Here is a 14111-nt window from a genome sequence, read left to right on the forward strand (position 1 = left end):
CCACCATCAGAATCCATCCCGGTGTCAGCCGCAAGACGCGCCTGTCAGCTCGTCACCGCCATATGCGATTCCCCTGCGCGTTGTCCAAGCGATGAAAGCAATTCTGCGCCCAACTCTTCGACTTTTGACACGCAGGCCAGAACAATTGATGTCGTACGCCCTTCTTTGGATGTATTCGATAGAACCGGAAACAGGCGCGCTGCTTCGCCATGCAATAAATAATCAGGTTTTTCCATAACATTCCTCCACTCACTTAAATCGTGCATTGTTGTGGATTAAAATCAATCAAAAGTTTAAATCGGGATTTGACTCTAAGTCGGTCCGGGCACCGTTTGGTGACATATGCGTGCACAGTCGATTATGAGCAGCTTCGTTTGTTGTGACCTGTCCTACCTCTCTATTGCACCATTCCCGGCGCTCTGTATCCTTGGGGAAATTGGCAGGGGAGGGCGCTATGCGGCTGATCATTCGGGTTCTTTCGGCAATCATCCTGACGCTGGCGCTGCTCATCGGGGTGGTTTTGATGCTGCCCGGAGAGCGGGTGGCGACGCTGGCGGCGCAGCAGCTGGAGGCGCAGACCGGGCGCAAGCTGGAATTTCAGGGCGAGGTGGGCTTTACCCTCTGGCCGGTGCTGGGGATCAGGACCGAAGGGGTGACGCTGTCCAATGCCGATTGGGCCGGGCCTGCGCCGATGCTGGAGGCCGCGCGGATGTCTATCGGCATTTCCGCAGTGGATCTGTTGCAGGGAAACGTGCGGGTCACCGAGATCACCGCGCTGTTGCCGCAGCTGAACCTCGCGACCCGCGCCGATGGCACCGGCAACTGGGTTATGACACCGAATGAGGGGGCTGAAGCGGCTGCGCCCACGTCGCAGGAGAGCTCTCTGCCGGTGCAGATCGAGAAGCTCACCCTGACCGGGGCATCATTGCGCTATGCGCCTCATGGCAGCGCGCCGGTCGAGATGAAGGCGATTGACCTAGCCCTGCATTGGCCCGACCCAAGCGGCACGGTGAACATGGATCTGACCCTGCGCCCGGCCCATGTGCCGGTCGAGATTGCGGGTGAGATCGGAACATTCGCGGACTTCCTTGCGGGGAAGGTGTCCTCGGTGGGGGCCACGGTCAAGGCGCCGGGCGGCGTCTTGCGCTTTGATGGCCGCGCCGGGATCGATGGTGCGGGCAGCGGTCGGATCACGCTGAAGGCCTCTGACAGCGGCGGTTTCATTGCCGCGCTGGGGGGCGGGCAGATCGAGGTGCCAAAGGGGGCGGGCAGGTCGGCCGTTGTCGGTGCCGATGCCACCTATACGCCGGATGGCCGCCTGGCCCTGCGCGATCTGGCGCTGGATCTGGACGGCAACCGGATCCAGGGGGCTGTCGATCTTGTCATGAAGGAGGTGCCGGAGGTGACGGCACAGCTCACGGCGGGGGCCTTGTCCTTTCCGGGGTTTGGATCTGCCGGTTCGGGCAGCGGCCAAGGCGCGGCAAGCGAGGGCTGGCCGAAGGATCGCATCGATGTCTCGGCGCTTTCTGCGCTGAACGGCACGGCGGTTCTGACCTTCAAGAGCCTGTCGGCTGCGGGCTATTCCTTGGGTGAAAGCAAGCTGACGCTGACCATGGATCGGGCGCGGGCCGTCCTGAAGGCACAGCCCGCCGCCCTGTTCGGCGGGCAGGTGACGGGACAGATGGTGGCCAACAATCGCAATGGCCTGTCGGTGGGCGGCAAGCTCTCGTTCAACGGTATCCAGCTGGAGCAGGCGCTGGGGCAGACCGCAGGCTATACCCGCCTGCATGGCGCTGCGCTTGGCGAGTTGGAATTCCTGGGTGTTGGCAATTCGGTCGATGCCATCATGCGCTCGCTCAGCGGCAAGGGCTGGCTTGAGGTCGGCAAGGGCTTCTTCACCGGCTTCGATCTGGAAGGCTTGATGCGCGCGGGCCGGGGCAATGGTGGCAGCACCGTCTTTGAGCATCTGACGGGCAGCTTCACGATGCAGAATGGCAACCTGCAAAACCCCGATCTTCTGATCACCATCAAGGGGCTCAGGGCCGATGGCAAGGGCCGGATCGGCCTTGGTGCGCAGGATCTCGACTATCGCTTTACGCCCACATTGCAGGGGTCTGACGGCGGCGTGGGCCTGTCGATCCCGGTGGCCATCACCGGCCCCTGGAGCGCGCCCAGGATCCGCCCCGATCTGGAAGAGGCCCTGCGTCCCAAGATCGAAGAGGTCGAGGAACAGGCCAAGGAGCGGGTGCGTGAAAAGCTGAGCGAAGAGCTGGAGACGGAAATCGCCCCCGATGCGGATCTGAACGAGGTGATCAAGGACCGGATCGAACAGGAGGCGAAAGAGCAGCTCTTGCGTCTACTGCAGGGGAACTAGGCCGGGATTCTTTGAACTTGGCCGCGCCACGAGAAAACGCGCCCACCGAAGGTGGGCGCGCGGGTCGATTGGCGCAAGCCAGGCGAAATACCTTATAAGCTGTCGGATCAGATCGTCTGATCGTAGTCCCCGACCAGAGGCTCGGTGCGGATCACCGCGTCAATATCGGCAAAGATCGCCCGCATTTCCGCTTCGCTTTCGCTGCTTTCGCAGACCACCACCAGGTTCGGCGTATTCGACGAAGCACGCACCAGCCCCCAGGAACCATTGTCGAGGATCACCCGGGCGCCATTGACGGTCACCACCTCCTTGATGGCACGGCCTGCAATGGTGTCACCGGCGTCGGCCTTGGCCACCAGTTTCTCCACCAGACGCTCCAGCACCGTGTATTTCTCGGTATCGGCGCAATAGGGCGACATGGTCGGGGTCGACCAGGTCTTGGGCAGGGCCTTCCTGAGGTCCGACATCTTCATGTCGGGGTTGCGGTCCATCAGCTTGCAGATCTCCACGGCGACACGCATGCCGCAGTCATAGCCGCGCCCCACAGGTTCGGCGAGGAAGTAGTGACCGGATTTCTCAAACCCCGCCAGGGCGCCGATTTCCTTCACCCGCCGCTTCATGTGGCTGTGGCCGGTCTTCCAGTAGTCGGCGGTGACGCCGTTCTTTTTCAGCTCGGGGTCCGAGGCAAACAGCCCTGTGGATTTCACATCGGCCACGAAGGTTGCGTTGGGGTAGATCTTGGACAGGTCGCGCGCCATGATGACGCCCACCTTGTCGGCAAAGATTTCCTCGCCCTCGTCATCCACCACGCCGCAGCGGTCACCGTCCCCGTCAAACCCGAGGGCAAAATCCGCGCCCGAGGCTTTGACCGTGTCCGACATGTCATGCAGCATTTCCATGGCTTCGGGGTTGGGGTTGTAGTTGGGGAAGGTGTAGTCCAGCTCGTTGTGGCTGGGGACAACCTCGACACCGATCCGCTCGAACAGCTCCGGCCCAAAGGCGGAGGCGGTGCCATTGCCGGTGGCGCAGACCACCTTCAGCTTGCGGGACATCTTGAAGTCGCCCACCAGGTCGTCGAGGTAAGCTTCCTTGACGCCATCGACGAATTCATAGGATCCGCCCGGTCGCGCAACGCCCTCGCCGTTCAGCACGATGTCGCGCAGCTCGGACATCTCATCGGGGCCATGGGTCAGCGGGCGGTCAAAGCCCATCTTGACCCCGGTCCAGCCGTTGGGGTTGTGGCTGGCGGTAACCATGGCGACGGCGGGCACATCCAGGTGGAACTGCGCGAAATAGGCCATCGGAGACACCGCAGGGCCAATGTCCTTGACCTGGATGCCTGCCTGCATGAGGCCCAGGATCAGCGCCTGTTTGATGGCCAGGGAGTAGTCACGGTAGTCGTTGCCCACTGCGATGACCGGATCAATGCCACGCTTGTGCATCTGGGTGCCAAGGCCAAGGCCAAGCGCGGTCATGCCCGGAAGGTTGATTTCCTCGGGGTATTTCCAGCGCGCGTCATACTCGCGAAAGCCGGTGGGCGTGATCATCGGATCGCGCAGGAAGGACCAGGTGTTTGGGGTAACCGGTGAGATTGGTTTCGTCATCTATAATCCCTTTTCGGGGTCAAATCGCAATTGGGTTGGCTTTTGCCACTTGGTCGAAGGCCATCAGGGTTTCAACCAGTTTTGGCATCTCTGAAAGATAGATCATATTCGGCCCATCACAGGGGGCGTTGTCCGGGTCTTCGTGGGTTTCGGTGAAAACTGCGGCAATCCCGGTGGCAACTGCCGCCCGCGCAAGCACGGGTGCAAACTCGCGCTGACCGCCCGATGCTCCGCCAAGGCCGCCCGGCTGGGCCACCGCATGGGTCGCATCCATCACAACCGGATAGCCCGTGCGCGCCATTTCCGGCAGGGACTGCATGTCCACGACCAGGCGGTTGTAGCCGAAGGTCACGCCGCGCTCTGTCAGAAGGATGCGCTCGTTGCCGGTGCTTTCGATCTTCGCCACCACATTGGGCATGTCCCAGGGGGCAAGGAACTGGCCCTTTTTCACATTGATCGCGGCACCGGTTTTGCCCGCCGCCAGCAGGAGCGCTGTTTGACGGCACAGGAAGGCCGGGATCTGCATGATGTCCACCACCGCGGCCACGGGATCACACTGTTCCTTTTCGTGGATATCGGTGATGACCGGCACGCCGATCTCTTTCTTGACCGACTCCAGAACCTTCAGCCCTTGGTCCAGGCCCAAGGCGGGTTTCGCATTGAGCGAGGTGCGGTTGGCCTTGTCGAAGGAGCCCTTGAACACATATTGGGCGCCTGCTTTGTCGCAGGCCTCCTTCAGGGTTCCTGCGATCATCTGCGCGTGATCTGCGGATTCCAGCTGGCAGGGGCCGGCAATCACTGTCAGCGGACAGTCATTGCCGATGGTCAGCCCGGCGATGTCGATATGTTTCATGGCGTTAAGAGGATACCTGTTCCCGGAGAATGGATGCTGTGAGCGAACACATCAGGTAGATACCGGAAAAGATCAGGAAAGCCAAAATCGTATTTTCGAACTTGCGCGGATAAGAGGGTTCCTGGCTCGGGACCGGTTCCACCGCGGTGGTCAGATAGCGCACCTGTCGGTTGGCCTCCATGCGGGTGGTTTCCACTTGTTGCAAGGCCGATTGCAGCATCAGATCGCGGGTCGCCAGATCGGCCTGTGCCATCTGGATCTGCACGCTGAGGCTGGCAAGCGAGTTTTCGCCGGCCGAGGCATCGGTCATCCGATCATTCAATCGCTGGATCAGCGCCTCGAGCCGGGCGATATCCGCCTCGGCGCCATCGACCTTGGCCCGGTTCGGGCGGGCGTTGTCCAGAAGGGCGGCCAGTTCCAGCTGCTTTTCCTGCAATTGCACCTCGAAGGTGGAGATCTGCGAGCGCAGCGACATGATCACGCCTTCGGGGTCAAGCACGGCGCCCTTCTGCTGCAGGCGGACAAGGTGTTCCTGTGCTTCGCGGCGCTGGACCTCGGCGAGCTCCAGCGCGGCTTCGGCCTCGCCCACCTGATCGGCGCGCTTCTGTTCAGAGAGGTGATTGACCTTTTCCTGTGCATAGGAGATCAGCCGACGCGAGAATTCTGCCGAAACCTCGGGATCGGCGGCGGTCACTTCCATGCGGATCACGCCCTCGGTGGGATCATAGCCGATTTTGATGTTGCGCGCGTAGGTCTTGTAGGCTTCCTCGTTGGTCGGCGCGGGATCCAGACGTTGGATGGGGTCGATCCAGTCTTGCGTGAAATGCGATTTGAACCCGACCTCGTCATCCAGCCGCAGCATGGCTTCCTTGGATTGCAGATAGCTTTGCACTGCGATGGAATCCTGGCTGGTGGCAAACTGGGTGCCACTCAGCAATCCGCCAAGCCCGCTGCCACCGGCGCTATCGGCCTTGAGCACAAGGAATTCGGACTTCGCCGCATACATGGGCGTGGCAACCTTGTAGAAATAATACCCGGTGATCAGCGTCGGCAGCATCACGAAGAAGGCCAGCCGTGCCACCAGAAGCCCCAGCTTGCGGCGCCGCCGCCGGGCGATATCGCGCTGGATTTCCTGGATTTCGCGATTGCGCCGCTCGGCCGGGCTCAATTCGGTGGAGGGCAGGGTGGTCTTGGTCGCAGGCACCGTCTGCGGCAGTTGGATCGCCCCCGGCGTCGGGGTGCCTTCGGGGCGTGCGGTGTTCTGCGGGACAACCAGTTCCAGCATATTGGAGCGTTTGAACGGGTCGATCCCCTTCAGCCGAAGCAGGCGCACCGCGTCGAAATCCGATGTGACCGGCAGATTGTGCTGCTGTGCCACGCGTCGGGCCATGCGCAACTGACGGCCCGTCAGCCCCTCGCGGCGGATCTCGTCGATATCGGTGGAGGTCTTCACCTCGCGCGGGGTGCTGACCTGCCCCGAGAGCGCCGACCCCGAGCCTGCCTGCCCAAAACTTGCCTGCCCTGACGCAGCCTGTCCTGGCTCTGTCTTGCCCGGGGCACCTTGCGCGTTTGCGGCAGCCGCGCGGGCCGAGGCGCTGGCGGCTTCGGCGCTGCTGCCGGGGCCTGGGGCCTCAACCGGACGGGCCGCGGCGCTGGCACCTGTTTCAGTGCTGGTGCGGCGGATCCGGAACTTCTTAGCCTTGGGTTTCGTAGTCATAGAGCTGCTTCGCTTCTTCCAAGGTTTCAAACATGTGCAGTTTCCCGTCCAGCAGCACCGCGGCGGAGCGGGCGAACTTTTCCAGCGTCTTGGGCTGGTGGGAAACAATCACGATGGTGGTGGTCTGCAGCCGTTCCTGCAGGATCGAACCGGCCTTGCGGTTGAATTCCACATCGGTGGTGCTGGGCATGCCCTCGTCGATCAGGTAGATATCGAAGTCCAGCGCCAGCATCAAAGAAAAGCTGAACCGCGCCCGCATCCCCGAGGAATAGGTGCCCAGCGGCTGATCGAAATACTCCTTCAACCCGCAGAGCCACCGGCAGTAGGCCTCCACGTAATCGGGATCCAGGCCATAAAGCTTGGCGATATAGCGGCTGTTTTCCATCCCCGAAAGGCGGCTGATGACCCCGCCCATGAAGCCCAGCGGAAAGGAGATCTTGCAACCGCGCCGGATCTCACCCTCATCCGGTTTTTCCAGGCCTGCCATCATGTTGATCAGGGTGGTCTTGCCGGTGCCATTGGGGGCCAGGATACCCATGGATTTGCCAAGCTCCACCCGGAAGGAGACCCGGTCGAGGATCACCTTGCGCTGTTTGCCCGTCCAGAAGGACTTGCTGACATTTTCAAACTCAAGCATGCGCGTTCCGGTCTTGCCTGTCTGGTCCGTTCTCCGGGCTCTTTCCATCCTTGGGCGTCGGACGGGGCCGACTGCGGTGATTTGCCCGGCGCCACAGGCGTCGAGCGGGGTATGCGTGGACCAGGGTGTCTTGCGTCCAACAGATTTGATCCTGCCGGGAATACCTGATCTATATTAACGACCTACGCGTCGATTTGGGCTTTGTTATGTCAAATTGTGACATATTTCAGCAGTGAAGCGTTAACCTTCCTCGAGAAACCCTTCTGACGATGGGTCGTGAAGCAGGACGGTGCGGCAGCCAGCAGGGGGCGGATTTTTGCAAACTATACCCATATTGTTTCCAAATAGGAAACGGTGATGGTTGCTGTCGGACCAGCGAAAAAGACCCTGGAGGCCGAGATTGCCGCTTGTAGCTTGTGTGCGGAGCGGTTTGCGGGCACGGCCACGCAGCATGCGCCGCGTCCGGTGGTCTGGTTTCGACCCTCGGCCAGGATCCTGATCGCCGGGCAGGCGCCGGGGTTAAGGGTGCATGAAAGCGGCCGCCCCTTTACCGATCCGTCGGGAGATCGCTTGCGGCAGTGGCTGGGGATGAGCGCGGCGCAGTTCTACGATCTGGAGCGGGTCGCCATCGTGCCCATGGCCTTTTGTTTTCCGGGATATAGCGCGCAGAAAGCCGATCTGCCGCCGCCGCCCCTCTGTGCCGACACCTGGCGCGCCAGGGTGCTGGAGGCTTTGCCAAAGGTGGAGCTCACGGTGCTGGTTGGCGGCTATGCGCAGGCCTATCATTTCGAGGACAAGATGAACGTGTCCGACCGGGTCGCGGCCTGGCGCGCATATGCGCCGCAGATCTTTCCCTTGCCTCATCCCTCCTGGCGCAATACCGCATGGCTGAAACGCCACCCGTGGTTTGAGGCCGAATTGCTGCCGGTCTTGCGGACCCGGATCAAGGAGCTTTTGTGATGACGACGCCCACCCCTTTGGATCAGGCCCACGCACAGATGGAGGCAGACCCGGCATCGGATGCCGCGCGCCTGCGCTTTTACGAACGGCTGTCGGATTGCGAGCTGTTCCTGATGCTGGAAAAGGAGGTCGAGGGGGACAAGCTGGAGCCCGCCCTGTTCGACACGCCCGAGGGGCGGTTCGTGCTGGTTTTCGACCGCGAAGAACGGCTGGCGGATTTTGCGGGGCGCGCCGTGCCTTACGCGGCGCTGTCGGGGCGCGGCATCGTGGGGATGCTGGCAGGGCAGGGGATCGGGCTGGGGGTCAACCTGGAGGTTGCGCCCTCCGCCATGCTGATCCCGGACGAGGCCATCACCTGGCTGGCGGGCACATTGGAGCACGCTCCGGATCAGGTCGAGGCGGCGGTGGAGGTTTTTGAGCCGCCGGTCGGGCTGCCGGAGGTGTTGCTGAGCGCCCTGGATGGCAAGCTGGCAACGGCCGCGGGGCTGGCCGGATCGGCCTATCTTGTCTCGGTGCGCTACAAGGGCGGCGGGCAGGGGCATCTCTTGGGCTTCGTCGATGCCAAGGACGCGGCGCGCGGCGCCCTGGCCAAGGCGGTGAGCGAGGCGCTGACCTTTTCGGGGATCGAGGCCGGTGCGCTGGATGTGGGGTTCTTCGCTGGATCAGACACGGTGGCGGCCAGCCTGGCAAAGGTGGGCCTGCGTTTCGATCTGCCCGAGCCGGAGGCGCCGCAGGTCTACAGGCCAATCGCGCCTGGCAGCGACCCCGAGAAGCCGCCCCGCCTGAAATAGGGCCGCGCCCCCCCCTGAGAGAGAAATCAGGAGCAGAGGCGGGCAGCTCCCGCCCGTCAAGCAGCACCCGAATGGGTGCGCCTTTCCCGTTGGGCCTAGCGCCGCGCCTTGGCGCGGCGCTGTTGCACTCCGGCGCAGCCCGGGGCCGACATCGGGCCGGGAAAATGTGAAGTCTAAAGGAAATATCAATTCTGTGCGGTCATGGTCGGGGCTGACCACTTGATCGAACCAGAAGGTATTCATGCTCCACTCTGCCCGCGCCCTGGCTTTTGCCCTGTTGTCGCTTGCCCTTACTGCCACGCAGGTATTCGCGGCGGACAGGTTCTCGATTGTCAGCCAGCAGTTCTTTCAGACAGGCGCATCGGTCGCGCGACCGATGCTGACGGTGCCGGTCAAGGCCGAGGTCCAGCCCGGACCGGGGGCCGAGGCCCGGGCCAAGCCGGATCTGGAGGCGGAGATGGAAGCGGTCCAGGCCAACCTTGCCAGCGTGTTCATCGGGCGCAGCGGCAACAGCCTGTTTCGCACCCTGCCGCGGGCCGTTGTCGGCGGCAATGCGGTGCAAAGGCTGATGACGCTGATTGCCGGCGCCGAGGCGGGCAAGGCGCAATATGATGCCGTGCAATATGCGGCAACCATCAAACCGCCGAAACGCCCCACACAGATGACCATCGGCGAGATCTACAAGTGGATCGACGAAACGCCCGGGCAGCAGCATGCCATCGGACGCTATCAGTTCATTCCGGCCACCCTGCGGCGGTTGGTCAAACATGTGGGGGCCAGCCGCTCGGATCGGTTCTCACCGCTGCTGCAAGACCGCCTGGCGCATCAGCTCCTGGAGGAGGCGGGCCTGAGCGAAACCCTGGCGGGGGAGATGAACCGCCATGCCTTTATGCACAATCTGTCAAAGATCTGGGCCGGGCTGCCGACGTCGAGCGGGAAGTCTTATTATCACGGGCTGGCGGGCAACAAGGCGGTGCTGAGCTGGGCCAAGTTCGACGAGGAAATGGCGCGGTTGTTTCCGGGCTGAGACCCGCGCGGAACTCATCCGCTGTACTGGTCGGCTGGCACCGGCGCATAGAGGCGCCGCATGATCACGGCCGTCAGATACATCGGCACCTGGTAACACCCCAGAAAGATCAGCAGTTGATCGGTGGTGCTTGCGGGCAGGGCGATCAGGAACAGGGCAAAGTTGCGATTGCCCGCAACAATCGCATAGGGCACCGCAACCTGCATGTGGCCCTGCCACCGCAGCAGGCGGTAGGTTGCGAGCTGCAAGCCCAAGTTTGCCACCAGCACAAGGGCCATCCATTTGGCAACGAGCATCGGCGCGCTCTGCAGCGCAGGACCAAGGGCCGACATCAGCCCGACGACGATCACCGCAAGCGCAAGGGTCGTCAGCCCGTCGAGCGCTTGTACTTGATCCGGGCGCAGATCCGGCAGGGTCGCGCGCCGCAGGACCCAAGCCGCCGCCACCGTCACCCCGATGGCGCCGGTCAGGCGCAGGGCGGCCCAGATCACCTCTTGCAGCCCACCAAGGCTCGGCGCCAGCAGGAACACCGGAATGATGGTCAGCGGCATCAGGGCGGTTCCCAGCACCAGCACGCGAAAGGCCGGTTCCGGTGCATGTCCCAGCAGAAGGGTGATATTGGGGCTGCCGGTCACCGAAGGCGCGCTCAGCATCAACAGGATGGCAATGGCGGCGGGCGTCGTCTCTATCCCGATGAGCCAGAACAGCAACAGAGCCGCCAGCGGCAGCGCCAGTTGCAGGACCAAAACGGCGCGCAGGGAGGAGAGCCCGTCGGCAAGCCCTCCCAAGGCCGCCCGCGCACCGATGCGAAAGGCGGTCAGGAACAGAAGCAGGGCGACCAGCTGCGGGATCCAGGGCCGCAGGAGCCGGGCCAGATCGGGCAGCAGCAGCCCGGCCAATAGGCCCAGAACCAAGGCGGCCCGGCCATGCCGGGCCACGAAGGCAAGCAATGTCAGCATGCCGTCAGACCATCAACCCGACGGCGCTGCGCGGATGTTTTCGGGCAGCCAGGTAGCCAGTTCCGGCCAGGCCACGAGGATTACCACCATCACCAGCATCAGCCCGACCATCGGGATGGCGGTCTTGGCGATGTAGGAGATCTCGTGCCGGGTCATGCCCTGCAGCACGAAGAGGTTGAAGCCGATGGGCGGCGTCACCTGCGCCATTTCGACGACCACCACGATGAAGATGCCGAACCAGATCACATCGATCCCGGCCTGGCGGATCATCGGCTCGACAATGGCCATGGTGAGAACGACCGAGGAAATCCCGTCGAGGAACATCCCCAGCACCACGTAGAAGAGCGTCAGCGCCACGATCAGCACCAGCGGCGACAGGTTCATCTCGTCGATCCAGCCCGCCAATGCCCGCGGCAGGCCGGTAAAGCCCATGGCCAGCGACAGGAAGGAGGCGCCCATAAGGATCAGCGCGATCATCGCCGAGGTGCGTGTCGCGCCCATCAAGGAGGCGGTGAAGGTGCTCCAGTTCAGCGACCCCTGTGCAAGCGCCAGCGTCATCGAGCCCAGGACCCCCACAGCGGCAGCCTCGGTCGCGGTGGCGTAACCGAGGTACATCGAGCCGATCACAGTGGCGACCAGCAGCAGGACAGGGATCAGAAAGCGGCTTTCGGCCAGCATCTGCCCGAAGGTCATGCTGGGTTCTTCCTGCGGGCGTTCGCCCTTGGACAGGAAATGCCAGCCGATGATATAGGCCATGAACAACCCGGCCAGCACCAGGCCCGGCAAGATGCCCGCCATGAACAGCTTGGTGATCGATTCATTGATCGACACTCCGTAGACGATCAGCGTCAGCGAAGGCGGGATCATCAGGCCCAGCGTGGCCGCGCCCGCAAGGGTGCCGATGATCATGAACTCAGGGTAGCCGCGTTTGCGCAGCTCGGGGATCGACATCTTGCCCACGGTGGTCAGCGTCGCAGCGGAAGACCCCGATACGGCGGCAAAGATGGTGCAGCCCGCAATATTGGTGTGCAAAAGCCCCCCCGGTAGCCAGCGCATCCAGGGCGCAAGGCCACGGAACATGTCCTCGGACAGGCGCGTTCGATAAAGGATCTCTCCCATCCAGATGAACAGCGGCAGGGCGGTCAGCGTCCAGCTGGAGGCGCCGGTCCAGATGGTGGTGATCATCGCGTCGCCTGCCGGGCGCGAGGTGAACAGCTCCATCCCCACCCAGGCGACCCCCATCAGCGCAAGGCCGATCCAGACCGAACTGCCCAGAAGCGTGAAAAGGACAAAGAGAAAGATGATGGTGGCGTAGATCTCGCTCATTCGACGGCCTCCGAAATGATGCTGGCACGGCGGGTGATCAACAGGCGGCAGAGGTAGTCCCAAAGGGCCAGGGCCAGCAGCACGGTGCCAATCGACATCGGCAGCTGCGGCAGCCACATCGGCGTATAGATCCAGTCGGAACCGGTATTGGCCCAGAGGTCTCCCCATTTCGTGGGGGCGGTTGCGAACATGGCAAAGAAAGAGAGCAGCCATTCGGGCACGAAATCCTGCCCCTGGGTGCGGTCGTTCAGCATCTTGGAAAAGATGTTGGTCTTGATCGCGTAGCGGGCGAAATAGGTCGCTGTAAGAGCGCCGATCCACATGGCAAATGCATCCAGCACCAGGCCGACGCGGGGGCTGATGTTGAGGAAGATCGATACCCGGATATGCGCGCCCCGTGTCAGCGCATGGGCCAGCGCCAGGAACGACGTGGCCGCCATCGCATAACCCGCATATTCGGTTGAGCCGGGAAAGGTCAGGTTGCTCCAACGGGCGATCATCTGCGCCACGATCAGCAAGAGGATCAGCAGCATGAACCCCGCCGCCACGACGCCGGAGCCCAGATAGATCTTGTCACTCACCCGTTGCAGCGGGCGCAAGATGCGCCCCATGGGGCCGGGGGCCAGCAGGCAGGCCAGCGCCAGAAGGCTCGGAAGAACAAAAAGCCACAGCCACAAAGGCAGGCCCAGAAATGGTTGCCAGTCGCGCAAGATCGACACCCCCATTGATTGGATGAAGACAGTGATCGGATCAAGAAAGTGATCGGATGAAGAAAGCTGAGGGAATGCACGGCCCCACCCGCAAGCGGCAGGCGGGGCCGTTCAGATCGCTTCGAGCGATCAGTTGCCGTTATAGGCGTCCAGGATCGCCTTGCCGTCATCGCCGACAGAGGCCAGCCATTCCTCGGTCATCTTGGCGCCGATCTCTTTCAGCTCGCCCAGGAACTCGGGGCCGGCGTCAGTCACGGCCATGCCGTTGGCCGTCAGCTGTTCAAAGTACCAGTTTGCCAGTTCTTCCGACTTGGCGGCGCAGGCAGAGCCGGTCTCATCGGCGGCCTTCTGGATCGCGGCCTGGGTTTCACCGCTCAGACCTTCCCAGATCTGCTTGTTCACCATCACGTAGTTGCGCGGCAGCCAGGCGTTGACCTTGTAGTAATGGGTCAGGTGTTCCCAGACCTTGCGGTCATAGCCGGTGGAGCCCGAGGAAATGAAGGATTCCGCAACCCCCGTTGCCAGAGCCTGGCTCAGCTCGGCGGCTTCGATCTGCACCGGGATCATGCCCAGCTCTTCGGCAAAGGTGGCGGTGGCCGTGTTGTAGGAGCGGAATTTCACCCCCTGGGTATCGGCCGAGGATCCGACCTCTTTCTTGAAGTAGAAGCCCTGACCGGGCCAGGGGCAGGTGTACAGCGCGACAAGGTTGAGGTCCGCCAGTTGCGCGTTCACCTTGTCCTTGGCAGCATGCCAGAGTTTTTCGTTCTCGGCATAGCTGGTGGCCACGAAGGGCAGGTTGTCCCAGCCCAGGAGCGGCGCCTCATTGGCATGGGCAGACATGAAGCGCTCACCAATCGGGGCCTGGCCGGTCTGCACCGCGCGCTTGATCTCGCCGCCCTTGAAGAGCGAGCCGCCGGGATGGACGGTGATATCGATCTCGCCGCCGGTATAGTCGCGCACCTTGTCGGCAAAGACGACGCCCATCTCCGAATGGAAGTTGGTCGCCGCATAGGCCATCGGCATGTCCCATTTTTCAGCCGCGACGGCCGCGGCCGAAAGGGCCAGGGCAGATACGGAATAGGCAACTGTCTTTGTAAATTTCGCGATCATGACTGATCTCCCTGTTTTGGTTGGTTTTTGTTTTGTTTTCTTA

The 14111-nt window shown here is 62.5% G+C and carries 13 protein-coding genes; 4 read left to right on the plus strand and 9 right to left on the minus strand.

Going from position 1 to position 14111, the window contains the following annotated elements; translation table 11 throughout:
- Positions 1-44: 44 nt before the first annotated feature.
- Entirely contained in the window at positions 45-236 is a 192-nt protein-coding gene (locus PXK01_RS15775; protein ID WP_274860798.1) for a hypothetical protein, read from the minus strand.
- Positions 237-454: 218 nt separating this feature from the next.
- Here PXK01_RS15775 and PXK01_RS15780 point away from each other — a divergent pair, with 218 nt between their 5' ends.
- Complete coding sequence (locus tag PXK01_RS15780) at positions 455-2374, plus strand: AsmA family protein (RefSeq protein WP_274860799.1); 1920 nt, start codon at positions 455-457, stop codon at positions 2372-2374.
- Positions 2375-2481: 107 nt separating this feature from the next.
- Here the strand turns inward: PXK01_RS15780 and PXK01_RS15785 are convergent, their stop codons facing one another.
- The 4 genes from PXK01_RS15785 to PXK01_RS15800 are packed head-to-tail and all read right to left on the minus strand — an operon-like array spanning position 2482 to position 7185.
- The gene (locus tag PXK01_RS15785) at positions 2482-3978 is read right to left on the minus strand and encodes a phosphomannomutase/phosphoglucomutase (RefSeq protein WP_274860800.1); all 1497 of its coding nucleotides are present in this window, start codon (positions 3976-3978) and stop codon (positions 2482-2484) included.
- A gap of 19 nt (positions 3979-3997) precedes the next feature.
- Entirely contained in the window at positions 3998-4831 is an 834-nt protein-coding gene (gene kdsA / locus PXK01_RS15790) for a 3-deoxy-8-phosphooctulonate synthase (RefSeq protein WP_274848692.1), read from the minus strand.
- 4 nt (positions 4832-4835) lie between these two features.
- Complete coding sequence (locus tag PXK01_RS15795; RefSeq protein ID WP_274860801.1) at positions 4836-6548, minus strand: capsule biosynthesis protein; 1713 nt, start codon at positions 6546-6548, stop codon at positions 4836-4838.
- The gene (locus PXK01_RS15800) at positions 6526-7185 is read right to left on the minus strand and encodes an ABC transporter ATP-binding protein (protein WP_274848694.1); all 660 of its coding nucleotides are present in this window, start codon (positions 7183-7185) and stop codon (positions 6526-6528) included. Before PXK01_RS15800 ends, PXK01_RS15795 begins: the two co-directional genes overlap by 23 nt.
- Positions 7186-7542: 357 nt before the next feature.
- Here PXK01_RS15800 and PXK01_RS15805 point away from each other — a divergent pair, with 357 nt between their 5' ends.
- The 3 genes from PXK01_RS15805 (at position 7543) to PXK01_RS15815 (ending at position 9963) form a co-directional block, all read left to right on the plus strand.
- Positions 7543-8145 (plus strand): uracil-DNA glycosylase family protein, encoded by a 603-nt coding sequence (locus tag PXK01_RS15805; protein ID WP_274848695.1) that lies wholly within the window; start codon positions 7543-7545, stop codon positions 8143-8145.
- The gene (locus tag PXK01_RS15810; protein ID WP_274860802.1) at positions 8145-8936 is read left to right on the plus strand and encodes an SseB family protein; all 792 of its coding nucleotides are present in this window, start codon (positions 8145-8147) and stop codon (positions 8934-8936) included. The genes PXK01_RS15805 and PXK01_RS15810 overlap by 1 nt, the downstream gene beginning before the upstream one ends.
- A gap of 241 nt (positions 8937-9177) precedes the next feature.
- On the plus strand, positions 9178-9963 hold the full coding sequence (locus PXK01_RS15815; protein ID WP_274860805.1) for a hypothetical protein: 786 nt from the start codon (positions 9178-9180) through the stop codon (positions 9961-9963).
- A gap of 14 nt (positions 9964-9977) precedes the next feature.
- On the opposite strand, the gene PXK01_RS15820 is transcribed toward PXK01_RS15815, so the two are convergent.
- The 4 genes from PXK01_RS15820 to PXK01_RS15835 all read right to left on the minus strand — a co-directional run bounded on the left by PXK01_RS15820 (position 9978) and on the right by PXK01_RS15835 (position 14068).
- The gene (locus tag PXK01_RS15820; RefSeq protein WP_274848698.1) at positions 9978-10922 is read right to left on the minus strand and encodes a hypothetical protein; all 945 of its coding nucleotides are present in this window, start codon (positions 10920-10922) and stop codon (positions 9978-9980) included.
- Between the two features lie 12 nt (positions 10923-10934).
- Positions 10935-12248, minus strand: coding sequence for a TRAP transporter large permease (locus PXK01_RS15825; RefSeq protein WP_274848699.1), 1314 nt, complete (start codon positions 12246-12248; stop codon positions 10935-10937).
- Positions 12245-12958, minus strand: a complete 714-nt coding sequence (locus PXK01_RS15830) for a TRAP transporter small permease (protein WP_274848700.1) — start codon at positions 12956-12958, stop codon at positions 12245-12247. Before PXK01_RS15830 ends, PXK01_RS15825 begins: the two co-directional genes overlap by 4 nt.
- A gap of 129 nt (positions 12959-13087) precedes the next feature.
- Complete coding sequence (locus tag PXK01_RS15835) at positions 13088-14068, minus strand: TRAP transporter substrate-binding protein (RefSeq protein WP_274860806.1); 981 nt, start codon at positions 14066-14068, stop codon at positions 13088-13090.
- Between the last annotated feature and the right edge of the window lie 43 nt (positions 14069-14111).

This window comes from Phaeobacter sp. PT47_59 (assembly GCF_028890025.1).
Lineage (GTDB): Bacteria > Pseudomonadota > Alphaproteobacteria > Rhodobacterales > Rhodobacteraceae > Phycobacter.

Bases quoted from the DNA above. Each gene is read 5' to 3' on its own strand.
- PXK01_RS15775 (WP_274860798.1), bottom strand. From the start codon at position 236: ATGGAAAAACCTGATTATTTATTGCATGGCGAAGCAGCGCGCCTGTTT.
- PXK01_RS15780 (WP_274860799.1), top strand. From the start codon at position 455: ATGCGGCTGATCATTCGGGTTCTTTCGGCAATCATCCTGACGCTGGCG.
- PXK01_RS15785 (WP_274860800.1), bottom strand. From the start codon at position 3,978: ATGACGAAACCAATCTCACCGGTTACCCCAAACACCTGGTCCTTCCTG.
- kdsA (WP_274848692.1), bottom strand. From the start codon at position 4,831: ATGAAACATATCGACATCGCCGGGCTGACCATCGGCAATGACTGTCCG.
- PXK01_RS15795 (WP_274860801.1), bottom strand. From the start codon at position 6,548: ATGACTACGAAACCCAAGGCTAAGAAGTTCCGGATCCGCCGCACCAGC.
- PXK01_RS15800 (WP_274848694.1), bottom strand. From the start codon at position 7,185: ATGCTTGAGTTTGAAAATGTCAGCAAGTCCTTCTGGACGGGCAAACAG.
- PXK01_RS15805 (WP_274848695.1), top strand. From the start codon at position 7,543: ATGGTTGCTGTCGGACCAGCGAAAAAGACCCTGGAGGCCGAGATTGCC.
- PXK01_RS15810 (WP_274860802.1), top strand. From the start codon at position 8,145: ATGACGACGCCCACCCCTTTGGATCAGGCCCACGCACAGATGGAGGCA.
- PXK01_RS15815 (WP_274860805.1), top strand. From the start codon at position 9,178: ATGCTCCACTCTGCCCGCGCCCTGGCTTTTGCCCTGTTGTCGCTTGCC.
- PXK01_RS15820 (WP_274848698.1), bottom strand. From the start codon at position 10,922: ATGCTGACATTGCTTGCCTTCGTGGCCCGGCATGGCCGGGCCGCCTTG.
- PXK01_RS15825 (WP_274848699.1), bottom strand. From the start codon at position 12,248: ATGAGCGAGATCTACGCCACCATCATCTTTCTCTTTGTCCTTTTCACG.
- PXK01_RS15835 (WP_274860806.1), bottom strand. From the start codon at position 14,068: ATGATCGCGAAATTTACAAAGACAGTTGCCTATTCCGTATCTGCCCTG.